12 protein-coding genes are annotated in these 24,781 nt (G+C 43.7%); all 12 read left to right on the top strand.

Annotated elements, in window-relative coordinates:
* Positions 1 to 22 precede the first annotated feature (22 nt).
* The 12 genes from ligA to V6D44_RS16400 all read left to right on the top strand — a co-directional run bounded on the left by ligA (position 23) and on the right by V6D44_RS16400 (position 24,776).
* A complete protein-coding gene (gene ligA / locus V6D44_RS16455; RefSeq protein ID WP_202328339.1) occupies positions 23 to 2,029 on the top strand; it encodes an NAD-dependent DNA ligase LigA in 2,007 nt (668 codons plus the stop codon).
* 15 nt (positions 2,030 to 2,044) lie between these two features.
* Positions 2,045 to 3,235 (top strand): CamS family sex pheromone protein, encoded by a 1,191-nt coding sequence (locus V6D44_RS16450; protein ID WP_087991360.1) that lies wholly within the window; start codon positions 2,045 to 2,047, stop codon positions 3,233 to 3,235.
* Between the two features lie 125 nt (positions 3,236 to 3,360).
* Positions 3,361 to 4,554 carry an MFS transporter gene (locus V6D44_RS16445; RefSeq protein WP_087991361.1) on the top strand — a complete coding sequence of 398 codons (1,194 nt, stop codon included), beginning with the start codon at positions 3,361 to 3,363 and terminating at the stop codon, positions 4,552 to 4,554.
* Between the two features lie 84 nt (positions 4,555 to 4,638).
* On the top strand, positions 4,639 to 9,132 hold the full coding sequence (locus V6D44_RS16440) for an amino acid adenylation domain-containing protein (RefSeq protein WP_253268880.1): 4,494 nt from the start codon (positions 4,639 to 4,641) through the stop codon (positions 9,130 to 9,132).
* Positions 9,129 to 10,631: a serine hydrolase domain-containing protein gene (locus V6D44_RS16435; RefSeq protein WP_087991363.1), complete on the top strand. Its 1,503-nt coding sequence runs from the start codon at positions 9,129 to 9,131 to the stop codon at positions 10,629 to 10,631. Before V6D44_RS16440 ends, V6D44_RS16435 begins: the two co-directional genes overlap by 4 nt.
* A complete protein-coding gene (locus V6D44_RS16430) occupies positions 10,621 to 11,604 on the top strand; it encodes a hypothetical protein (RefSeq protein ID WP_087991364.1) in 984 nt (327 codons plus the stop codon). The genes V6D44_RS16435 and V6D44_RS16430 overlap by 11 nt, the downstream gene beginning before the upstream one ends.
* On the top strand, positions 11,601 to 12,302 hold the full coding sequence (locus V6D44_RS16425; protein ID WP_087991365.1) for a thioesterase II family protein: 702 nt from the start codon (positions 11,601 to 11,603) through the stop codon (positions 12,300 to 12,302). The genes V6D44_RS16430 and V6D44_RS16425 overlap by 4 nt, the downstream gene beginning before the upstream one ends.
* Position 12,303: 1 nt before the next feature.
* Positions 12,304 to 13,158, top strand: coding sequence for a 3-hydroxyacyl-CoA dehydrogenase family protein (locus V6D44_RS16420; RefSeq protein ID WP_087991366.1), 855 nt, complete (start codon positions 12,304 to 12,306; stop codon positions 13,156 to 13,158).
* A gap of 15 nt (positions 13,159 to 13,173) precedes the next feature.
* Entirely contained in the window at positions 13,174 to 14,235 is a 1,062-nt protein-coding gene (locus V6D44_RS16415; protein WP_087991367.1) for an HAD-IIIC family phosphatase, read from the top strand.
* 25 nt (positions 14,236 to 14,260) lie between these two features.
* Positions 14,261 to 14,530 carry an acyl carrier protein gene (locus V6D44_RS16410; RefSeq protein ID WP_003240117.1) on the top strand — a complete coding sequence of 90 codons (270 nt, stop codon included), beginning with the start codon at positions 14,261 to 14,263 and terminating at the stop codon, positions 14,528 to 14,530.
* Complete coding sequence (locus V6D44_RS16405) at positions 14,517 to 15,659, top strand: acyl-CoA dehydrogenase family protein (RefSeq protein ID WP_087991368.1); 1,143 nt, start codon at positions 14,517 to 14,519, stop codon at positions 15,657 to 15,659. The genes V6D44_RS16410 and V6D44_RS16405 overlap by 14 nt, the downstream gene beginning before the upstream one ends.
* 21 nt (positions 15,660 to 15,680) lie before the next feature.
* Positions 15,681 to 24,776: a non-ribosomal peptide synthetase/type I polyketide synthase gene (locus tag V6D44_RS16400; protein ID WP_333516739.1), complete on the top strand. Its 9,096-nt coding sequence runs from the start codon at positions 15,681 to 15,683 to the stop codon at positions 24,774 to 24,776.
* Positions 24,777 to 24,781: the final 5 nt, after the last annotated feature.

The following is a 24,781-nucleotide window of genomic DNA, read 5'->3' as shown; positions in this document are numbered from 1 at the left end:
TGAAGAGGAAAGGAAGAAGCAGATGGACCAAGAAACAGCGAAGCAGCGGGCAGAAGAACTGCGCCGCACCATCAACAAGTATAGCTATGAATATTACACCTTAGATGAACCGAGCGTCCCTGATGCCGAATACGACAGATTGATGCAGGAGCTGATTGCGATCGAGGAGGAGCATCCAGACCTCAGAACGCCTGACTCTCCTACGCAGCGTGTCGGCGGAGCCGTGCTTGAAGCGTTTCAGAAAGTCACTCACGGCACGCCGATGCTCAGTTTGGGCAACGCCTTTAATGCTGATGATCTCCGTGATTTCGACCGCCGGGTGCGTCAGGCGGTCGGTGACGATGTGGCGTATAATGTGGAGCTGAAAATAGACGGTCTTGCTGTTTCTCTCCGTTATGAAGACGGCTATTTTGCCAGAGGCGCCACAAGAGGTGATGGCACGACTGGTGAGGATATTACGGAGAATCTGAAGACGATCCGCAATATCCCGCTCAAAATGAAACGTGGTCTGTCCATCGAAGTGCGCGGCGAGGCGTATATGCCGAAGCCTTCGTTTGAAGCGCTCAATGAGGAACGGATCAAAAATGAAGAAGAACCGTTTGCCAATCCGCGAAATGCCGCCGCGGGCTCACTCAGACAGCTCGATCCGAAAATTGCGGCGAAACGAAATCTCGATATCTTCGTCTACAGTATAGCGGAGCTTGATGAAATTGGGGTGGAGACGCAAAGCCAGGGACTTGATTTTCTCGATGAAATCGGATTTAAAACGAATCAGGAACGACAAAAATGCCGCAGCATAGAAGAAGTCATCGCGCTGATCGATGAGTTTCAGGCTAAGCGCGCTGACCTCCCGTATGAAATTGACGGCATCGTCATTAAAGTAGATTCCCTCGATCAGCAGGAGGAGCTCGGTTTTACGGCGAAAAGCCCGCGCTGGGCCATCGCGTATAAATTTCCTGCTGAAGAGGTCGTGACAAAGCTTCTCGATATCGAATTAAATGTCGGCAGAACGGGTGTCATTACGCCGACAGCGGTTCTCGAGCCGGTAAAAGTTGCCGGCACAACGGTCTCAAGAGCATCCCTGCATAATGAAGATTTAATTAAAGAGAAGGACATTCGGATCTTGGATAAGGTCGTCATCAAAAAAGCGGGCGATATCATTCCGGAAGTCGTAAACGTCCTAGTTGAACAGCGCACGGGAGAAGAAAAGGAATTCAGCATGCCGACGGAATGTCCGGAATGCGGAAGCGAGCTCGTTCGTATCGAAGGAGAAGTGGCGCTCCGCTGCATTAATCCTGAATGCCCGGCGCAAATCCGGGAAGGGCTGATCCATTTCGTTTCCCGCAATGCCATGAACATTGACGGGCTTGGCGAACGAGTCATCACACAGCTGTTTGAGGAGAACCTTGTTCGCAATGTGGCGGATTTGTATAAGCTGACAAAGGAACAGGTCATTCAGCTAGAACGAATGGGAGAAAAGTCCACTGAAAACCTGATCGGCTCCATCCAAAAATCAAAAGAAAATTCGTTAGAACGCTTGCTATTCGGGCTCGGCATCCGTTTTATCGGCTCAAAGGCCGCAAAGACGCTCGCTATGCATTTTGAAAGTTTGGAGAACCTGAAAAAAGCTTCCAAAGAGGAGCTTCTCGCGATCGATGAAATCGGTGAAAAAATGGCTGACGCGGTCATCACTTATTTTCATAAAGAAGAAATGCTTGATCTCTTGAATGAACTTCAGGAGCTGGGCGTAAACACACTCTACAAAGGCCCGAAAAAAGTAAAAGCAGAGGACAGCGATTCTTACTTTGCCGGTAAAACAATTGTTCTGACAGGAAAGCTGGAAGAACTGTCTAGAAACGAAGCCAAAGCGCAAATCGAAGCGCTCGGCGGAAAGCTGACTGGAAGCGTCAGCAAAAACACAGACTTGGTCATCGCCGGAGAAGCGGCGGGAAGCAAGCTGACAAAAGCGCAAGAGCTGGACATTGAAGTGTGGAATGAAGAGCAGTTAATAGGAGAGCTAAAGAAATAAGAGGAGTGTTTTCTATTGAAAAAGACGTTGGCAATGGCGGCAACGGCGGCAGTGTTAATGCTGTCTGCCTGCTCGTCAGGTTTTGGGGGGGAGAAGGAGGAAGAGATCACGCAAAAGACAGCGAAATCGTCAGAAAAAGCGATTGTCCCGAAATATAACATCTCTGACTCCTATTACAAAATGGTGCTGCCATTTAAGGCGGGAAAAGCGCGAGGCTTGACGACGGAACAGCTGAATACAAGACTGGACATTGATGAGTTTGAAACAGGGCTGATGCGTCTTGCCCAAGATTCTTTCTCGACTGAAGATTACCTGTTCCAAGAAGGGCAATATTTAGATGAAGATACAGTATTAAGCTGGCTGGCACGGAAAAAAACAGGCTCAGATCTGAAAAAAGCCCAAAAAGAAGATAAAGACTTCAAAAATGAAGGATTGAACCCGGCGCTGCCAAACTCCGGTTCAACAGAAGAGAAATACGAAAGCAGCCCGGTTTATTTAGCGTCCATGCTGGAGCACGATTATTTAGTCAGAAAAGACAAGAATTCCATCCAGCTTGGCGGCGTGATGATCGGACTGGCGTTGAACTCTGTGTATTACTATCGTGAAAAAACAGGCGACCCTCAAAAAGAGGTGGAGATTAAGGACAGCACGCTCCGCAAACAGGGAGAAAAAATCGCACAGGAGGTCATTAACCGCCTCCGTAAAAAAGATAACCTGAAGAATGTGCCGATCACCATCGCACTTTACAAGCAGGCGTCAAAAACATCGATTGTACCGGGGAACTTCATCTCCAAAACAGAAGTCAAAGCAGGCTCCACGGATATCTCGAATTGGGATGACATCAATGAAACTTATGTTTTTTATCCGGCGGATACAACCACAGCAGAAAAATACCCGGATGACACCGAGGTCTTTAAGCGGTTCAAAAACTCAATCGAAGAGTATTTCCCGAACTACACAGGCGTTGTAGGTGCAGCGTTGTATGAAAATGATGAAATGACGAAAATGAAGATCGACATTCCAATGCAATTCTATGGAAAAAGTGAAGTCGTCGCGTTTACCCAGTTCTTAACGGGTGAAGTGATGGATTACTACTCTAAGAGCTCACTTAATCTCGAAGTGAATATCAAATCTTCAGATGGACAGGAAGCGGTCATTATCCGCAATGCAGGAGATAAAGAGCCGACTGTTCATATTTATGACTAAAATAAGGTAACCCCTTGCGTCGCAACGGCGCTGGGGTTATTTTGCGTTTGTGTTGAATTTAGGTATCATTGGAGGGGATATATATTTATGTTATGATGTTCTAAAAATAGAAAAGGGTTGAAATTATGAAAAATAAATCCTTTTATTTCATATGGGCGGGTCAATCGATTGCCAATTTAGGGGATTCTCTATATGTGCTGGTTCTGACCCTATTCACCTATCAAGTCACAGACTCAGCTTTTTTGGCATCGCTTGTGGCTATGATGCAATTTGTCGGACAGTCATTAAGCGCAGTATTTATACCTGTTTTTATTAATAAATACAGGCTCAAACAAATTTTGATTTTTTTGCAGCTGACGCAAACTATTCTTTTATCTTTGCTGCTTGTTATATTTATCATAGATTTTAAATCTATTTTTATCTTTTTTTTGATCGTATTTTTCATGTCGCTGTTAGATGGAGGAACCATCCCGGTCAGAAATTCTATGATTCCCCGTTTTGTTCCCAAATCCATGCTATTGAAAGCAAATAGTCTTGTATTAACCTCTGATCAAATCGTGCTCCTGCTCGGTTGGCTGCTCGGCGGCATTTTGATCAAATGGCTCGGGCCCCAATTGCTTTTAATGCTGACTTTTGTGCTTTATGGCACTTCGACAGTGTCTTTATTTTTTGTCAAGGATGCCGGGAAAGGAGATGCTGAAAAAGAAGAAAATGAGTCTTTTATTGATAAAATCTCAGCTGGCTGGAAAGCGATTTATCAAATGCCTGTCATCAGAATGCTGACTGTTCTAGAACTTTTATCTATGTTTGGCAGAAGCATTTGGACTGGGGCCATCATTCTTGTTTATGTCGATGAAGTGCTTCATAAAAGTGAGACATGGTGGGGATTTATTAATGCAAGCTATTTCGCCGGCACCATTACAGGCGGTTTAATTGTATGGAAACTTTCGAAAAACATCAGTGGAAAACTGTTCTCAATGATCTTATGGACATCACTTGCCATAGGCGCTTGCACATTATGTCTTGCACTAAACAAGTATGCGCTGGCATCCCTGCTTTTTGTCTTTATTCTGGGACCATCATTTCAGCTCAGGGGGATTGCGATCAGAACGTATGTACAGGAGAACATAAACGAAACAATGCTGCCGAAAATCCTGTCTGCTCAGCATACAATAAGTACATTTGTATACGGCGCTTCCATCTTAATTATGAGCAGTCTTACTGATTGGCTTGGTGTGCAATATGTCTTTTTCTTGAATTTTATCATTTTTACTGCTTCAGCACTTCTATCAATAAAATTAAAAAATGAACAAATATAGACAATATATTATAAATATTTACAAAGATATTTTTGTATGTTTAAATGGGTGTTGTTAAATATTTTTGTAAAGAGGTGGGAATTTTTGAATGATAAATTGAATTTATTTCCTCTTTCTCATCATCAAAAAAGAATTTTAAATATCGAAAATTTATATCCTGATACAGCTATTAATCATATCGGCGGCCTTATACAAATCAATGGAAAGCTGAATCTGGAGACATTACAAAAAGCCATTCAGCTTTGTATCAGACAGACAGAATCCCTCAGAATACGGCTCGTGAAGCAGGAAGAATCAGTTCTTCAATACATAGACGGAAAAACTCAGGCGCAAGTGCCGTCAGCCGATTTTACCCAAACGGATTATCCTTATGAAAGAATGCTGGATTGGGCAGAACGGGAGTTTAAAATACCATTCTCTTTATATGATAACGCACTTGCTCAATTTTATGTGTTTCAAACAGATGAAGCGACATGCGGATATTTAATCAAATGCCATCATATTGTCGCTGATGGCTGGTCTATGAAAATCATCATTGATAAGATTAAGAATCTGTACATGCAGCTCACATCCGGTGAACTTCTTACAGAAGGAGCTGACAATTATTCGATTCTTATAGAAAAAGAGAAAAAATACCTTTCTTCATCACGATATGACAAAGATGCTGCGTTCTGGAAAGCTGAATTTTCTCACTTGCCGGACAGCTTCCTGTCAAAAAGCTCTGCACACATTGCCGGAAAGCGCAAGCGGTATAAGCTTGACCAAGAGCATTCTGCCGCAGTTTATGAATTTATTCAACGACAAGGCTCTTCGTTAAACGCTTTGTTTACTGCATCGTTGTTTTGGTATTTAAGCAAGGTAACCGGAGAGAATGATTTTATTATAGGCACGCCGGTATTAAACAGATCAGGCAAGAAGGAAAAAAGCACTGCAGGGATGACGGTCAGTACGATGCCGTTCAGAAAGAAAACAGACAGTGATGTATGTTTTTCGGACTTTTTAAAAGAAGTCAATTCCGATTACATGAAATACTTTCTCCATCAACGATACCCCTATGATGAATTGGTGAAGGAACTGCAGCTTGCAAAACAGGGATACGACCAGCTTTTCCAAATTTATATGAATTCATATAACACCGACCTGGCTTCTGATATAAGCGGGTGTCGTGTCGAATATGATGAATTATATAACGGGTCACAGCCTTATTCTCTGCAGATCGCTGTTAAAGAGTGGGATGAAGGCGGAGCGATCGAATTGCAGTTTGACTACAAGGTATCCGATCACAGCGAAGCGGACATTCAGCTATTGAATGAACGTTTACAGCGCTTGATTTTATCAGTCATCGAGAATCCAGATCTGGAATTAAGGAATTTGTCTCTATTAACTGAACAAGAAAAAAGAGACGAAATCGTGAAATGGAATCAGACACGGGCTGATTATCCGAAAGATCTCACAATCGATCAATTATTTCAAGGAAAAGCCGCACAGTATCCGTTTCATACAGCGATTGAGGATGGAACAAAACAGGTTTCCTATCAAGAACTGGATGAACGCTCCAACCAGATTGCTCGTTACCTAATCCATAAAGGAATAAGCCGCGGTCATTTTGCCGCCGTGAGCATGAAACATTCACCCGATTTGATCGCTGTGTTGCTGGGCATTTTAAAAGCAGGCGGCGCCTATGTGCCGATCGATCCCGAATATCCCGCCGAACGCATTCAATATATTTTGGAAAACAGCGAAGCGGCATTTTTTATCACAAATCCGCTTTTTGAGACAGACTGCCGTTTGCCAAGCCAAGTGAAAAAAATCAGTTTTGACTGCGCCATGTTTCATGATTTAGATACGGGACAGTTAGACATCAAGAACGATCCTTCCGACATTGCATATATGATTTACACTTCTGGATCAACAGGGCAGCCGAAAGGCGTGATGATCGAACATCAGAGCCTTGTAAACTACATTATATCAGCCTCAAAGAATTACACTTCTTCCCAAGATGATAGCTTTGCGCTCTACTCATCCATAGCTTTTGATTTAACCGTTACATCCATTTATACCCCATTAGTGACAGGAAATAAAATCATCATTTACAGACAAGAAGATATACCGGAGTTTGTACTCCATCGAATCGTAAAAGAAAAGAAAACAGCTGTTATCAAGCTGACACCAGCACATTTAGCGTTATTGAAAGATGAAAATTTGTCAGAATCCTCTATAAAAAGAATGATCGTCGGCGGAGAGCAGCTGCCTGTTTTATTAGCACGCCAAATAACAGAATCATCAGATCAATGCATTGAGATTTTCAATGAATACGGACCGACAGAAGCGACAGTGGGATGTATGATCCACAAATATGACCTAAAACAAGATCAGCAGGCTTCGGTGCCAATAGGGATTCCGATGCAGAACACTGAAATTTATTTATTAGACGAACAGCTGCAGCCTGTATTGCCGGGAACTCAAGGTGAAATGTATATATCAGGCGATAATGTCGCCAGAGGATATTGGAAGCGTCCGGATTTGCAAACCGAGCGTTTTCTGGATAACCCTTTCATGAAGGGAAGAAAAATGTATAAGACAGGCGATCTGGCGAAAAGAACGAATAATGGACTGCTTGAATATGCGGGGCGGAAAGATCATCAAATCAAATTAAAAGGCTACCGTATTGAACTGGGAGAAATTGAATTAGCTCTGCTTTCGCTTGAAGACATAGATGAGGCGGTTGTCATTGATTTTGATGATTCACAGGGCAGAAAACAATTGGCGGCATATGTTGTCAGCTCAACCAAAACGGCAGCGCTGGAGCTCCGGAAAAAGCTTTCTGACAAACTGCCTGTTTTTATGGTTCCGGCCTACTTTATTCATATGGATCGGATTCCGCTGACGCAAAATGGAAAAACAGACAGAGAAGCTCTCCCTGACCCTATACTGTCTCAAGAGCAGACAGATTATGGATTGTTAACTGAAGAGCAGAAAGAAGCGGAGGCGGTTCTTTTAGAAACCGCGAAGGAGATTCTCGGCCAGACTGATATTCGCCCAGAGGATCATTTTTATCAGCTTGGCGGAGATTCTATCAAAGCCATTCAATTCGTTTCAAAAATGAAAGAAAAAGGTCTTTTTATCAAGACTCAGGATATGATGACATATCCCGTATTTAGAGAACTTGTCAGTGCCGTGACTAGCAAACAATCGGTTTCAATTTCTCAACAACAAGCAGAAGGCAGAGTGATGGGAACGCCGATTACCCAATGGTTCTGGTCCTTGAATTTAAAGTGCGCTCATTTCTGGCATCAATCGGTTATGCTAACTGCTGAAAAAGAGATTCATCTTGAAGATGTAAAAGCGGTTCTATCTATTTTGATCAATCATCACGACAGCTTGCGAATGAATGTAGAAAAAGAAACGAATACCTTGTTTTATCACAATACAGATATCGAACCTTATACCGAATACTGGGATCTGTCTAATTTTTCCGAGGATGAGCAAACCAAACAAATAGCGGTAATCGGACAGGAAATGAGAGAAAGCACTGACCTATACAATGGAGTGCTTTTTAAAACCGGAGTGATCAAAGCAAACAAAAAAACGCATTTGTTATTTACAGCTCATCACCTGATCACGGACGGTGTATCATGGCAAATTTTGATTGATGATTTTCTTACTCTTTTACATTCAATAGATAAGAAGGAAGAGGGGAGACTTCCTTTAAAGACACATTCTTATCAAAAATTTTCAGATTCGATCCATGAATATGCTAATTCGCGTGAAGCGGAAGAAGAATGCAGCTATTGGGATGAAAAAGTGAAACAGATTGAGCCTCTCTATGAGTTTTGTTCGGAAAATTCCAAAGTTAAAAATAGCTTAAAACTGAAACGGGCTTTGAGCCGCCAGATGACTCAAAAACTGCTCAGTGAAGCAAATGAGGCGTATCAAACCCAAACCAATGATTTGCTTATCGCTGCGTTAATCCGGGCTTGCCATCATTGCACAGGCAAAGAGGTTATTTCTTTGGAATTAGAAGGTCACGGAAGAGAACCAATAAAAGAAGATTTAGATTTTTCAAGAACGATCGGGTGGTTTACAGCGATGTATCCTGCCGTATTTCAGGCAGAGGCTGAACTGCCGGCGCAAATCCGGTCAGTGAAAGAAAACCTGCGAAGCATTCCCAAAAAGGGTATTGGCTACGGCGCTCTCACCTATTTGAGTAAACGAATGCCGGCTCACAGGAAGCCTGAGCTGCGCTTTAATTATCTAGGAGAAGTTGACCGTTTTTTAGCAGACAAATCAGAATACCGGATAACTTATTTAAATTCAGGAGCCGAGTCATCACCGGAAAATGATTTGACAGTCAGTCTTGATTTGACAGCGGGAATCTATGACGGACAGCTAACGTTGGATTTAATCTGCAGCGATCTTTATCAAACAGGAGATATGGAACTGCTTTTAGATGAGTTTTCTCTACAGCTGAAGGAGCTGGCAGAACATTGTTGTAAACAAGAGTCTGTCGAATATACGCCATCAGATTTCGAGACCGCCTCATTATCTATTGAAGAATTGGATTCTTTGTTCAAATGATGAGAAACGTATGGCTGGTTTTATGTTTTTGTCTGTCAATTCTAGTCTGGGATGGCGGGCAGGTAAACGCTCAGACGCCAGTTGATAAGCGCATTGACGTCCTGATTAAAAAGCAAATGAAGGAAAGCGGAATACCCGGGATCTCTATGACAGTGGTAAAAGGAGATGATGTTGTATATGAAAAGGGGTTTGGTTATGCCGGCGAAAGGCATAGCCGCCCTGTAACTACTTCGACATTATTTGAGATGGGCTCAACCTCTAAAGCGTTTACTGCACTGGGTGTACTTAAGCTTGTACGTTCGGGGGCAATCAGTCTAAATGACCCTGTCAGCCGGTATATCAGCGGATTTTATCCAGTTTATGACGGAAAGAAAGTAGATATCACAATTGATCAGCTGCTGCATCATACAAGCGGGATTCCTTTTTTATCGATAGCTGATATCAAAGTTGATTCAAAAGAAGATGCCTTGGGGAAAACGGCGAAGGGATTAAGAGGAGTTGAGCTTAGCCATAAACCGGGAAGCACATTTGAATATGCCACAATCAATTATGATGTACTGGGATATATCATCGAACAGGCATCAGGCCAGCCGTACGAGCAATATATGGCTGAGCACGTTTTTAAGCAGTTAGATATGTCAAACACGTATGCTGGACGTCACGCTGGACAGGCCGGCTATGTATCATCAGGTTTTAAATTTGGATTTCTAAAGGCCAGAGCCTATAATGCGCCTGAGTATCGAGGGAACACGCCTGCTGGATATATCATCACGAACGCAGAAGATTTATCCAAATGGCTTCGTTTTCAGCTCAATCGCAGTGACACTGATATAAGCCGTTTGATCGAGCAGAGCCACCTGCCTGATAAAAGCGTAAAAACGGATGAGCCGGGCGTTTATTATGGTGCGGGATGGTCAATTTTTGAAAAAAAGGGCGCAGTCAAAGAAATGTTCCATGCCGGCTCCAACCCTAACTTTTCTTCGTTTATTATCATCAGCCCTAACGATAATGCGGCTGTAGGGGTTTTGGCAAATATGAACAGCGCGTACGCTGAGAAAATCGCACGTTCTGTTTTAGAAGTGGTTGCCGACCAAAAGCAAAAACAGGCAGGTTCTGTCACTGACCCGTTTCAGGTCATTGATCAAGTTGCGGTTGCCATGCTGGTTTTATTCAGTTTATTGCTTATTGTTTTGCTGTGGAGAATTTATATTTTTCTAAAAAGCGTAAAATCGAAAAATGTTCCTGTTCAGCAGCGAATCAGAATAAAGGCGCTGCTTTGGGGGATTTTGCTGGCAGCGGGAATAGTGGCGCCTAAGCTCATTTCAGTCTTCGCCTTTAATGGATTGCCTTGGAGCATGATATTTATTTGGGGGCCCGGTTCTCTTCTTTATTTGGCAGCGGTTTATTATATACTGCTCTTTGCCTCCTGTCTATTCGGTTTAGCCGCATGCTTTTTCAATCACCGTGCCGCAAGAAGGAGTGAAACGCATGAAATGTGAAGCATACATCCCTGGTATTCAGCCGTTTAACGATTTATTTTATCGAAGCTGTTTTTTCAACTGTTATTTTTCCGTGGTTCGCTCGTTTCAACAAGAAATCTATCCTTATCTTTTAAATGACGTGTATTCATATCAATTAGATGAAGACGGTTATCCAATAATCGATCGGACAGAAGTTTACGATCCTGAGTATGTCATGAATCAGCAGGGAATAAGCGCGGATAAGCAATCGATGAGCAGCAGTCTCATAGATGATGTCAAACGGGATGTTCTTAAAAATAAACCCGTCATCATTTGGTTGGATACATATGCACAGCCTTATAGACAGGAATATATGTCTAAGCATAATCGGAACAGCATACTGATTTATGGCTTACATGACGCAAATCAAACTGCTCTTGCCCTTGAAAACCGTTATCCCGATAACTTGTCATATGAAGCCAGACACATTTCATATGATCATTTGGCCAAAGCCTATCAAGGCTTTCATCGTTATTTCCAGACTCCTGCCGCTTTTCATTCTTATGCCTCCTTTTCTTATGATCCGGGCAGGGATCGCTCAGGGCAAAGCCTTTTCAAAGATGCTGCTGCCTTTTTTGTTCATAACATCACCGAGCACTTAGATCGGATGTTATCCGGTTTGGCGAGCTTCAGCCGGTTTACTGAGGAATTTCACGGCATAAGAGACAGCGAAAAACTCCTTCATTCATTTAATGGAATTTTAAATGTGAAAAAAACAGAGCGATACCGTCTCGCATTTCTTCCGGCTTTTGAACAGCTTGCCGCTGTGACATCTGACATTATTGATGAATGGGAAGCAGCGCGGCATCTTGCGGCTAAGCTTTATTTTTCAGGAAGATCTTCTTCTGGTTATAAAGACCGGATCAAAGATTCACTGCAGAAAGTGCTGGAGCTGGAAGCAGCCCATATTGAATGTTTGAAGGATATTGGTAAAGAGGAGAGGGTCAAATGATCAAATTATTCTGTCTGCCGTATGCCGGGGGTTCGAGCACCATCTTCAGCGGATGGAAAAGGTTTCTTGATGCGTCAGTTGAATTGGTGGCCTTAGAACTTCCCGGACACGGAACGAGAATGTCTGAACCGTTGCTGCATCATGCGGAACCCGTGGCGGAAGATCTTTTGGAACAAGCAATACCCCATTTGGGCCATTCGGATTATGCCATTTTTGGACACAGCATGGGATCGCTGCTTGCATATGAACTGCAAAAGAAGTTAGCCGCGGAACATAAACAGCCGATCCATATGTTCTTTTCCGGACGTTTCCCGCCCCACATCCCGGAAAAGAAAGTGCTTCATCAGCTTTCAGATTCCGCTTTAAAACAAGCGATTATTGAAATGGGGGGTGTGCCAGAAGAATTCAGCAAAAATGAGCAGGTGCTTGACTTTTTCCTTCCTATATTAAGAGCTGACTTTGAGTTGCTGGAAACATACAAGAATACAACTGTTGCTCCTTTATCCTGCGATATTTCGGTTTTGTATGGAGAACGTGATCTGCCGTCAGTGCTGTTTGATTTATCCGACTGGAATCAGTACACCGATCAGTCATGCAGGTTTTACGAATTTGAAGGGGATCATTTTTTCATTAATCAGAAGACAGAAGAAGTGACAGCTAAAATCAATCAAATTTTGAATCAGACAGGAGTGGTGTGAAATGGATTTCAGAACTGCCGGTGTTATCGGAGGAGGCGTTATGGGGGCCGATATGGCTCTTGATTTGTCTGCGAACGGGTATCAAGTGATTTTGCTGGATATCAGTGATGAAAAACTGAAAGCCGCAGAGGAAAATATTAAAAAGACATTCAGGCTTGTTCAACTAATGCGGAAAGAAAAATTCAGCATGTCACTGGAAAATGTGCTTGCTAACATTCAATTTACGACTGAGCCGCACCATTTGGAGCCGGCTGATATCATCATTGAAAACGTAACAGAAGATTGGGAGATAAAAAGACAAGTGTATTTACAACTAAAGGATATCTGCCGAGAGGATACCATCTACCTTGTAAATACAAGCTGTATCTCAATCACGAAGGTTGGTTCACTGATGAATCGTCCGGATAAGGTAATTGGAGCGCATTTCATGAATCCTGTTCCTCTGAAAGAACTTGTAGAGGTGATTCGGGGCGATGCCACTTCTGACGAGACTGTCAATGCAGCCGTCGAGTTTTTGAAATCTTTCGATAAAAATCCTGTCGTCGTTTATGATTTGCCTGGTTTTGTGTCAAATCGTGTATTAATGCTGACCATTAATGAAAGCATTTGGACGGTTCAAGATCAAGTGGCCACCCCAGCCAATGTGGATAAAATCTTCCGCGGCGGGTTCGGGCATAAAATGGGTCCGCTCGCGACTGCGGATTTAATTGGTCTTGATACGATCCTTAACTCCTTGCTGGTTCTATATGAAAGCTACAAAGATTCAAAATTCAGGCCATGTCCGCTGCTCGTGAAAATGGTAGACGCAGGAAAGTTAGGGAGAAAGTCAGGACAAGGATTCTTTCAATACAGTTAAAGGAGGAGCAGACCATTGAAAAAGGGAGTTAAGTGTGTTGTCTGGGATTTAGATCATACGCTATGGGATGGTATTCTGCTTGAATCTGATGATGTAAAGCTGAAGGACAATATTAAAGAAATTTTGACTGAGCTTGATGAACGCGGCATATTGCTGTCTGTCGCAAGCAGAAATGACGAAGCTGCTGCTATGGAAAAATTAAAGGAATTTGGAATAGATCATTTCTTTTTATATCCGGAAATCAGCTGGAATGCCAAATCGGTTTCTTTAGAAAAAATCAGCAAAAACCTCAATATTCATAAGGATACGCTTCTCTTTATTGACGACCAAGCGTTTGAAAGGGAAGAAGTGAAAAATGCCCATCCGGAGATTTCGTGCTGGGATGCCGTTCGATATAAGGATCTCATCGTCGATCCTTTGCTGAAGCCTGCATTCGTAACGGAGGATGCCAAAAGACGCCGGCAGATGTATCTTGAGGATGACCGCAGAAAAGAGGACGAAGAGCAGTTTGAAGGACCGTCCGAACAATTCCTTGCCACTCTGAATATGAAGTTTACGATCAGCCATGCGCAAGAAAGCGACTTGCAGCGGGCAGAAGAGCTAACGGTACGTACAAACCAGCTGAATGCAAGCGGAAAAACATATGATTATCAGGAATTAAATGATTTCCGAAAGTCAGATTCTCATATGCTGTTAGTCTGCGAGCTTGAGGACAAGTACGGCTCTTATGGAAAGATCGGACTCTCTTTAATAGAAGAAAAGGGAGATGAATGGCATATTAATCTTCTTTTAATGTCATGCCGGGTTATGTCCCGCGGTGTCGGTACCATATTACTGACAGCTATTTTAAATGAAGCGAAACAAAAAGGAAAAAAACTGTTTGCCGATTTTAAACAAACAGATCGCAACAGAGTCATGTATATCACCTATAAATTTGCCAATTTCAAAGAACATACGAAGGGCCCGGACGGCTTCATTCTATTTGAAAACGACCTGAGCCGGATTCAGCCGTATCCTGCGTATGTCGAGGTCAAAACGGAATTCAGCCAATCACCTGTTGCGGGAAGCAGCAATTAATCTAAATAGCGGGGAGAGCAAATAGATGAATCTTCATGAACAAATTAGAGAATATATTGAACAAAATTTGGTGGTCTTTGACGATGAAATCGAATTAACCAATGATGATCACATTTTTGAAATGGGATTTGTAAATTCTTTATTTGCGATGAAGCTTGTAACATTTCTTGAGCAAAACTTTGGGTTTCAGCTTGATAACGAAGATTTAGATATTGCTAACTTCAGCACAGTAAACCGAATCGTCAGCCTAATTGAAAAGAAACAGAACGGAGCGCTTGCTAATGAAAACAGCTGAGATGAAAGCCGACATCATTCAAGATTTCCGAGGTTACTGCGATGAAAAAATCAGACCTTTTGCAGGCGAATTTGATGAGAAGGAATGCATCCCGGCAGAATTAATAAAAGAGTTAGGGAGCAAATCTTATTTTGCTGCGGGTATTCCGGAAGTTTATCACGGATTGGGATTGAACCCTGTCGAGTACGGTTTGTTTACTGAACAAGCAGGTAAAGCGTGCTGTAATATTCGAACCCTTTTGACTGTAAATTCGTTAGTCGGTGAATCTCTGCTGCGGTACGGTACAGAGCGCCAAAAAGAAGAATGGCTTGTCCCCATCGGAAAAGGAGAGAAAATCGGAGCGTTTGCATTGTCTGAACCAAATATTGGTTCAGACGCAAACCACATTGAAACATCGTATACAAGAAACGGAAGCAGCTATGTCATCAACGGGAGAAAAAAATGGATTTCTTTTGGCGCCATTGCTGACTTTTTTCTGGTTATAGCCCGTGATAGAGAAGTGGTTACAGCCTTTATCGTAGACAGCCGTCAGAGCGGAGTAACGGTTAAAAAAATGGAAGGCATGATGGCCAATAGAGCTTCTTATCTTGCGGAAATAGAGTTTGACAGCGTCGAGGTTTCTGAAGATCAGATATTAGGGCCAATCGGGGGCGGCTTTAATTACATCGTTAATTTAGCCTTGGATCATGGGAGGTACAGTGTGGCATGGGCCGGCTTGGCGATTGCACAGGAAGCCGTCGATTCTTTAGTCACATATTCACGGAAGAGAAGCCAATTTGGAGAGAAGCTCTACAAACATCAAATGATTAAAGGAATGATCGGTGATGCTGTAACACAGCTGCATGCAGCCCGAGCCTTATGTATGAAAGCAGGCGAAATGCGGATGAAACAAGATCCAGAGGCCGTGACGGAAACGTCTATCGCGAAATATTTCACTTCAAAGATTGCTGTGGAGATTACCAATTCAAATGTGCAGATCCATGGAGGAAGCGGTTTCAGCAGAGATCATTCAGCTGCCCGCTTATACAGAGAAGCCAAAGTGTTGGAAATCATTGAAGGAACATCTCAAATTCAGCAGCAAGTCATAGCGAATTATGGATTGAGACGATATTTTGTCAAACATATATAGGCAGAGGATGGAGAGGATTCTGTGAGTGAGCAAATGAAAAAAATAGATAAAAATAACATAGCCAACATTCTCGGACTGACCACCATTCAGGAAGGTCTGCTTTTTCATCATTTAATGGAGCCGGAAGGTAATGCTTATTTTGAACAAATGCTAATCAAGCTAGAGAGTGAGCCAGCCCGCGATCTTTTTGAAAAAGCATGGCAGCAAACGGTTCAGCAAAATGAAATGCTTCGGACGGTGTTTAGGTGGAAGGAAACAGCTAAGCCAATTCAGGTTATATTAAAGCATCATAAAATAGATATCCGTTATCTGAGCCTCTCGTTCGAGAAAGGCATTTCTCAGGAAAAGCTGAAGGAAGAGCTTGCGGAGAGTGATCGGGAAGAGCCGTTTCAACTTCTAGAAGTACCTTTCCGTGTCACACTGTATCAAACAGAAGAAAACGGGACCTGGATGATGATCAGCTTTCATCATATCTTGATGGACGGCTGGAGCATGGGGATTGTCCTCAAAGAGTGGATGGAGTCCTATCAAGCGTTAGCCACGGGTCAAACACCTGTTATACCACAAAAACCGTCATATCAAGAATTTGTGAAATGGCAGCAGGCACAGCAGCGTAAAACAAAAGACAGCCAGGCGTCATTTTGGAAAGGATTATTGAAAGACTGGGAGCCTGTGCAATTGCTGCCGAATACAGAAAGACCAGGGAAGCGAAATGCTATTTTTTCTAAACATGAAATACAGCTTCCGGCTTCAGCAGGAAAAGCTCTGCGCTCACTCGCTTCTGAAAGGCAGGTTACACTGGCTTCAATTCTATATAGTGTCTGGGGTCTGCTGCTAAAGAATTATTCTGATCAAGAAGAAGTGGTGTTCGGGACAACCGTTTCCGGAAGAGGCGCGGATGTACCTGGAATAGAACAAATGACGGGGCTGTTTATCAATACCATTCCGCTTCGTCTCCGCTTCACGCCTCACTCCACTCCTTTAGATGTGATTCAGCTTGCACATGAGCAGATTGCTAAGAGAAGTGAGTATGAACATACACCGCTGTCTGATTTAAAAACCTATGCGGGTCTGACCGCTGAGCAGTCATTATTTGACACGATTGTCGTGATTGAAAATTATCCGCTTGACCAGATGCTTAAGTCAAACAGTCTTCCTCTTTCAATCGAGCAATACGACATGTTTGAACAAACTGAATTCGATTTGACATTGAGCGTACAAGCTTTTGATGAGCATATCCATTTTTCATTTATATACAATCCTGGTGTCATGTCTGCTCTTCAAGTGAAGCAGCTGGGAGATCATTTTCTCAACCTGTTATCGGAAGTTATTGAGTATCCGGCAGACAGATCTGTGCACTGCTTGAATATGCTTTCCGAAGACGAAGTGCATTATCAGCTTGAAGAGTTTTGCAGCTATAAAGGTATGACCGGCAACACACATCAAACTGTTATTGATTTGTTTGAACAGCAGGCGGAAAAGACGCCGGATGCGCTTGCTGTGGACTTTCGCTCGGAATCCCTGACCTATGATCAATTAAATAAAAAAGTGAATCAGCTCGCCCGCTTTTTAGAAAGTCGGGGAGTCAAACCTGCACAAAGAGTCGGTATTTTAACAGAACATTCAATTGAAATGGTGATCGCTTGTCTCGCTGTATTAAAAGCGGGCGGCGCTTATGTCCCAGTTGATCCCGATTATCCTTCGGAAAGAATTGAATATCTCCTGCAGGACAGCGGGATAAAACTGCTGCTGACAGAAGATATTGAGGGGCTGGTTTACTCGTTCGATGGTGTGAAAATAGATATTACCGATCAAAACCTTTATCGAGGAAACGACAGCAATCTGGTGAAACAATACGGTTCGCAGGACATTGCGTATTGCATCTATACCTCTGGAACAACAGGCAGGCCAAAAGGGGTGCTTGTTAAGCATCTTGGTCTTGAAAATTATGTTTCCTGGGCCGCCGAGCAATATGTAAGAGATGAGAAAAGAGATTTTGCCCTTTATACGTCCCTATCTTTTGATTTAACTGTAACTTCTATCTTTACCCCGCTTATTACAGGAAACGCAATTATTGTGTATCGTGATAAAAACAAGCAGCTTCTTGTGGAACAGATTCTGAAAGATAATCGAGCCCATGTTATGAAGTTAACGCCATCCCATCTGCATTTCATTTCCGGAATGCCGTTTCGGGACAGTGTGATGAAGTGCCTGATACTGGGGGGAGAGCAATTAGAAACCTCTCTTGCGGCGAAAATTGAACAGAACTTCGATGGGGAAATTGAAATCTTTAACGAATATGGCCCGACGGAAACGGTAGTCGGCTGCATGATTCACCGCTACTCATCTGAAAGGGATAAAGGTCTGTATGTGCCGATCGGCCGGCCGGCAGCACATACTGATATATACATTCTAGATTCACATATGAATCTGCTGCCTCAAGGAGCAGCGGGAGAACTATATATTGCCGGAAAAGGAGTAGCAGAAGGCTACTTAGGCCGGGAGGAACTGACGGCAGAGCGCTTTGTGGCGAATCCTTTTAAACCCGGAGAAAAAATGTATAAAACAGGAGACGCAGCCCGCTTTTTACCGGATGGAACCATTCAGTTTTTAGGCAGAAACGATGACCAAATCAAACTTAGGGGCTATCGGATTGAGAGCGGGGAAATTGAGCACTGGCTCTGCCGGTACGGGCGTATAAAAGGGGCAGCGGCTGTCGTGAAGAAGGATGCGTCCCAGACGCCGTGCCTGGCTGCTTATCTTTTCACTGATGAGACGATTGATGAAAAGCAGCTGCGCGTTTACTTGCGCCGTTATTTGCCGGAATATATGATCCCATCCCGATTTATTGTGATGAGTGAGATGCCGCTGACGGCCAATGGAAAATTGGATAAAAAAGCACTGCCCGAGCTTGCAGCAGAGACAAAACGAGAGGTGTTTGCATCGGCCCCCGCTTCTGAAACAGAAAAGATGGTGCTGGAGGTTTGGAAACGCGTACTTGGTCAAGACAGCATCAATGTGCAGGATAAATTTTTTGAAATCGGCGGCACATCCCTGCATTTGATCCAAGTCAATCAGCAGCTTTCTAAGGAAACGGGAAAAAGTATTCCGATGGTTGAGATGTTCCGCCGTCCAACAGTTCAGATGCTTGCTGAATTCTTATCAGGTCATGATGAAGAGCAATCAAAAAAGAAAACACCATTCATATCAAAGCGGAAGGATCCTTCAGATGACAGCATCGCCATCATCGGGATGGCCGGGCGTTTCCCCGGAGCTAAAAACATAGATGAATTTTGGCATAACCTGCAAAATGGCAAGGAATCCATCTCTTTTTTCACTGATGAAGAACTGTTTGCGGAAGGCATTGATGAACAAACATTTACGAGAACTGATTATGTAAGGGCGAAAGGAATCATCGACGGCCCCGATTTATTTGACGCCTCCTTCTTCGGCTATTCACCGGGACAGGCAGAGGTCATGGATCCGCAAATCCGTCTTCTTCATGAGTATGTATGGAAAACGCTGGAGGATGCAGGGTGTGTTTCAGCTGAATATGAAGGAAAAATTGGTTTGTTTACAGGAACAACCTCAAATTTTCAATGGCTCCAGCATTTCGCTGACTCATTAGACGGCAGGATGTCAGAGCTGTTTGAAATCGGCTCTTTAAATGATACCTATACGATCAGCACACGGGTTGCTCATAAACTTAATTTAAAAGGTCCAGCCATTACACTGCAGACAGCTTGTTCAACCTCCTTAGTCGCGCTGCATTTGGCTTGCAAATCAGTGCTGAATGGAGAATCTGATATGGCTCTCGCAGGCGGTGTGTCCATTCTCCACCCGGTTAAGTCAGGCTACATCTATCAAGAGAATATGGTGAAATCGCCAGACGGTCACTGCCGAGCCTTTGATAAAGACGCGAAAGGCACTGTAGGAGGCGATGGAGTCGGATTTGTCGCAGTGAAATCGTTGAGCCGCGCTTTGGCTGACGGCGATAGGATCTATGCGGTTGTAAAAGGGTCTGCAGTCAACAATGATGGTGACCAAAAGGTAGGCTTCAATGCGCCGAGTGTGGAAGGCCAGACAGAGGTCATAAGAGATGCGATTGCTGACGCGGGGATTGAGCCGGAAACCATCAGCTATGTGGAAACTCACGGAACAGGCACAGCTCTCGGAGATCCAATTGAAATAGAAGCCTTAACAAAAGCGTTTCAAACGAATAAGACCGCGTTTTGCAGGATTGGTTCCGTAAAAACGAATATTGGGCATCTTGATGCTGCTGCTGGAGCGGCAGGTCTCATTAAAACAGTTCTCTCTCTGAAGCATCAACAATTTGTGCCTAGCCTTCATTTTAGGGAAGCGAATCCGAATATTGATTTTGAAAACAGTCCTTTCCTTGTGAATGACAAGCTCCGAATGTGGAAGAAAACAAATACCCCAAGACGAGCAGGCGTGAGCTCATTCGGTATGGGCGGCACCAATGCCCATGTGATTCTGGAGGAAGCGCCTGTCAGTGAACGTGAACAACATTCGCGTTCGTATCAGCTGTTTCCGCTTTCAGCAAAAACGATGAATGCTTTAGAAAAAACGAAAGACCTTTTGCTCGAGCACATGGAAAGGAACTCAGAGCTTAATGCAGCGGACGCCGCTTATACGCTGCAGGCCGGGAGACAGCACTTTGATTATAGGCAAATGTTTGTGGCAAAGGACAGACAGGATGTCATCCGCCTGCTTTCTGAGAAAAAGGACAGAGGACTTAGCCGAATGTCGCGGATTCAGGAAAAAAAGGAGAAAAAATTGATCTTCATGTTCTCGGGCCAAGGCAGTCAATATGTGAACATGGGCAGGGATTTGTACACGGAAGAGCCGTTTTTCAAAGAGACGATGGATCATTGTTTTCAAGAATTCTATGAAGCGACTGGTGAGAGGCTTGAGGATATTCTATACCCTGACCAGCAGGATGAAGACGCTGCCGCGATAAAGCTTCAAGAGACGAAATATGCCCAGCCTGCTATTTTCATGCTGGAATATGCGCTGTCACTTTTGCTGATGAAGTGGGGGCTGCGGCCATGGGCTATGATCGGCTACAGTTTCGGTGAATTAACGGCTGCCGCGGTATCGGGAGTGTTTACGCTAAGTGATGCCATCAAGCTCATCAGCTTACGTGGACAAGTTATGCACGAAGCGCCGTCAGGCATCATGCTAAGCGTCCCATTGCCAGAGGAGGAATTGAAACCGATTCTCCCTGATTGCATTTCATTGGCTGTTGTTAATGACGCTTCTTGCATTGTGTCGGGGCTTGAGTCTGACATTTCCGCATTTGAAGAACAGTTAAAAGCCAAAAAAGTGCTTTGTATGAGAGTAAAAGGTTCAATTGCTGCTCACTCGCACGTCATGGCTTCCGCTGCTGAACGATTTGGAAATACGGCTAAGCGCATTTCTTATCAAAAACCGGGTGTTCCTTTCTTTTCGAATTTAACGGGAGACTGGATAGCGGATGAAGAAGCTGCGGACTATGACTATTGGAAGCGGCACATGACTGAAACTGTTCGCTTTGCCGAGGGTATTGGCGTGTTAACGAAGCAGGAAGATGCTATTTTTATCGAAATCGGCCCGGGACAAGATTTAAGTGTGCTGGTGAAGAGATCGATTAACGATGAGCTGCGCCAGCATGCTTGCAATGTGCTGAAACACAGCAGACAGAGTATGTCAGATGTCCAATTTTTACTCAGCAGAATTGGCACGCTCTGGATGTATGGCGCGGACATTGATTGGCGCGGGCTGCACGAGGGCAGACACCCTGAAAAAATTACTATGCCTCAATATCCTTTTGAAAAGGAATCCTTCTGGCACAAACGGAAACATACTGCCAGCGGAAAAGGCAAAAAACATTCTGGAGGAAAGCTCCCGCTTCAGGAGTGGTTTTATCTGCCGCAATGGGAAAAAGAAATCCTGCCGATTTCCCGCGAGATTGAAGCGACGGAACAACGTTTGCTTGTCTTCATGGAGGATGGAGATTTTTCCTATAAGCTTATTCAGGGGCTGCAATCCACCTGTGCTTCTTGTGTCATCGTTAAAAAAGGGCATAACTTTCAGCAGGTTGAAAAAGGAGTGTACACATTCCGCCCAGACTCTGCGGAAGATTACTGCCGTCTTTTTGAAGTGTTGGAGAAGGAAAAGATTCAGTACAGCCGGATTTTGCACCTCTGGGGGCTGGCAGAGAAGAATGAAACCGCTGCTGCCGAGTGGATTGAGCAGATGCAAAACGAATCCTATTACTCTTTGCTTTACTTAGGGCAAGCATTGAAAAAGAAAGAAACAAAGCAGGACATTTCGATCTTTGTGTTATCGTCCCTTACGTATCAGCTTGGCGGAGAAGACATGCTGTATCCAGAGAAAGCCGTACATCTGGGGCCGAGTATGGTCATATCTCAGGAAACACCGTTCCTTCGCTATCGAGTGATTGATATAGACAGACAGAAAGAAGATTCCTGGAAAGAAGACAAGCTGCTGGGACTCATCAGATCAGAGCTGATGACCGAATCCGGCAATCTCTTAACGGTTTATAGAAGTAATAAAAGGTACACCAGGAACTTTATTCACAAAGCCGTGCCTGCAGAATCATCGCAGGGGCACCTTCGTCCCGGAGGTGTATATATTCTGATTGGCGGTCTGGGCTTCATCGGTTTACATGCTGCAAAAACCATTGCTGAGAAAACAAAAGGAAAACTTATTCTGACAAGCCGTTCCGGCCTACCGCCGCGGAGTGAATGGGAGTCCTTAATCAGCACGCATGCTGAGGATGATCCAACCGTTAAAAAAATAAAATCAATATATGAGATAGAACAGACAGGCGCGGAAGTTATTGCTGTTGCTGCGGATGCAAGCTGTGAAGCGGATATGTCTGAACTGGTTCATATGGCTGAACGTAAGTACGGCTCCATCGACGGTGTAATTTATGCAGCTGGAATAACAGGCGAACAATCATTCAGAATGATGGAACAAACGGATAAAGGTTTCTCGGATGCTCACTTTCAAGCAAAAATGACGGGCGTTGCGGTATTAGAAAAAGTGCTGGCTGATCGATCGCTTGATTTCTGCTTTTTGATTTCGTCCTTGTCTCCAATATTAGGAGGACTTGGATTTACCGCCTATACTGCCGTTAACCAGTTTGTTGATGCCTTTGTATATAAACATAATGCGCAGCATCCTGTTCAGTGGACAGCCCTAAATTTAGACGGATGGGAATTTGAAGACGGCAAAAAACCGGATATTCCAATCGGAGGGGATTTAGAAAATACCCTGATTCGTACGCATGAGGGCAGAGAGATCTTTGAGAAGATTTTTACATTTGATCATATGGATCAGATTGTAGTGTCTGCCACGGACCTGCAGGAAAGGATACAAAAATATGTGAACCGTCTGCAGAAGCCTAACGGTGAAGAGCAAGAGGAAGTTTCGCTGTACGGCCGGCCGGAACTTACCGCTGAATATGCCGAACCGGTGACTGATATGGAAAGAGAACTTCTTGTTCAATGGCAGTCGTTTTTCAAGATTGATCAAATCGGCATAGACGATGATTTCTTTGAAATGGGCGGGGATTCGTTAAAGGCGATTACTTTCATTTCCATTATTCATCAAGCATTCAATGTGGAAATTGCGCTGCCGGATTTCTTTAACATTCCGACGATCAGGCAGATGGCCGAATTTATCAGCCAAGCCGACAAGAAGATGTACAGAAAGATAGAAAAAGCTGCGAAAAGGGATTATTATCCGTTATCCTCAGCGCAAAAACGGCTTTATCTTGTACAGCAGTTAGATCCAACAAGCACAGGCTACAATGAGTTCACGGCCGGCAAGATTGCAGGAAAGCTTGACATGCAAAGGCTTGAGAATGTGTTCAAGCAATTGATTATACGTCATGAGAGTTTAAGAACATCCTTTAAAGCAATAGACGGTGTTCCTATGCAGTGCATAGCTGAGCATGCGGAATTTCATGCGAACTTTTTTGACCTATCAAATGTGGCAGGCCAGGAAGGACAAAATCAAAAAGAACAAGAAGTCATCAGCAGCTTTTTAAAGCCGTTCCAGCTTGATCAGGCTCCCCTGATGAGAGCTGGTGTTATGAAGAACTCTGAAAACGAGTATATTCTGATGCTCGATATGCACCATATTATTTCTGACGGTCTATCTCAGGATATCTTAGTCAGCGAGTTTATGGATCTATATGACGGCAAAGAGCTTGCGCCGCTTGAATTGCAATATAAAGATTTCTCAGAATGGCAGAATCTGATGCTTCAGTCTGATGATCTGAATGAGGTGAAAACATATTGGCTGAAACGGCTTGATGGATTTAGTGAGCTTCAGCTGCCGGCTGATTATCAGAGACCTGTTGTCAAAAGCTTTGCCGGCGCCCATTATCGTTTTTATATAAGCAAAAAAGAGCTGGAGGCGTTCAAAGCCATTATGGCCGATGAGGATGCGACGCTGTTTATGGGACTTTTATCAATCTATCAAATCCTGCTGCACAAGCTTACTGGACAGTCCGACATTGTAGTCGGCGTTCCGGTCGCGGGGAGAAGGCAGGAGGAACTGCAGCGGATCATCGGTATATTCGTTAATATGCTTCCGCTTCGGTTTTATCCGAAAAAAGAGATGGCGTTCACTCAATTTCTGCACCATGTCAAGCAGCTGGTGATAGATGACTTTGATCATCAAGATTATCAGTATGAACATATGGTTCAAGATTTGAAGTTAGATAGGACGTTAAATAGGAATCATATTTTTGATACTGTTTTTGCACTGCAGAATCTAAGCCAGCCTGCTTTAGAGGTAGACGGGATCTCATTAACCGACTATGAATATGAAACAGCGGTTTCCCGGTTTGATTTGCTTTGGATCGCTTCAGAAGACGAAAACGGTTTATCTTCTGTCATTGAATACAGCACTGAGCTGTTTACAAGAGAAACCATTGAAAGCATTGCGAAAGGGATTAAAAAGGTGCTGTCAGCCGTGATTGATTGTAAGCAAACCGCTCTCGAGGATATTGACCTGACTTCAGGCATCAATGATTTAGAAAAGGTATCGTTGTTGGAACTAGACGATCTGAAAATCTAGCAGAA

Source organism: Bacillus sp. 0209A, assembly GCF_036765095.1.
GTDB classification, from domain to species: Bacteria; Bacillota; Bacilli; order Bacillales; family Bacillaceae; genus Bacillus; species Bacillus subtilis_G.
This window is presented reverse-complemented; position numbering and strand designations above follow the sequence as displayed.

Bases quoted from the DNA above. Each gene is read 5' to 3' on its own strand.
- ligA (WP_202328339.1), top strand. From the start codon at position 23: ATGGACCAAGAAACAGCGAAGCAGCGGGCAGAAGAACTGCGCCGCACC.
- V6D44_RS16445 (WP_087991361.1), top strand. From the start codon at position 3,361: ATGAAAAATAAATCCTTTTATTTCATATGGGCGGGTCAATCGATTGCC.
- V6D44_RS16435 (WP_087991363.1), top strand. From the start codon at position 9,129: ATGATGAGAAACGTATGGCTGGTTTTATGTTTTTGTCTGTCAATTCTA.
- V6D44_RS16430 (WP_087991364.1), top strand. From the start codon at position 10,621: ATGAAATGTGAAGCATACATCCCTGGTATTCAGCCGTTTAACGATTTA.
- V6D44_RS16425 (WP_087991365.1), top strand. From the start codon at position 11,601: ATGATCAAATTATTCTGTCTGCCGTATGCCGGGGGTTCGAGCACCATC.
- V6D44_RS16420 (WP_087991366.1), top strand. From the start codon at position 12,304: ATGGATTTCAGAACTGCCGGTGTTATCGGAGGAGGCGTTATGGGGGCC.
- V6D44_RS16410 (WP_003240117.1), top strand. From the start codon at position 14,261: ATGAATCTTCATGAACAAATTAGAGAATATATTGAACAAAATTTGGTG.
- V6D44_RS16405 (WP_087991368.1), top strand. From the start codon at position 14,517: ATGAAAACAGCTGAGATGAAAGCCGACATCATTCAAGATTTCCGAGGT.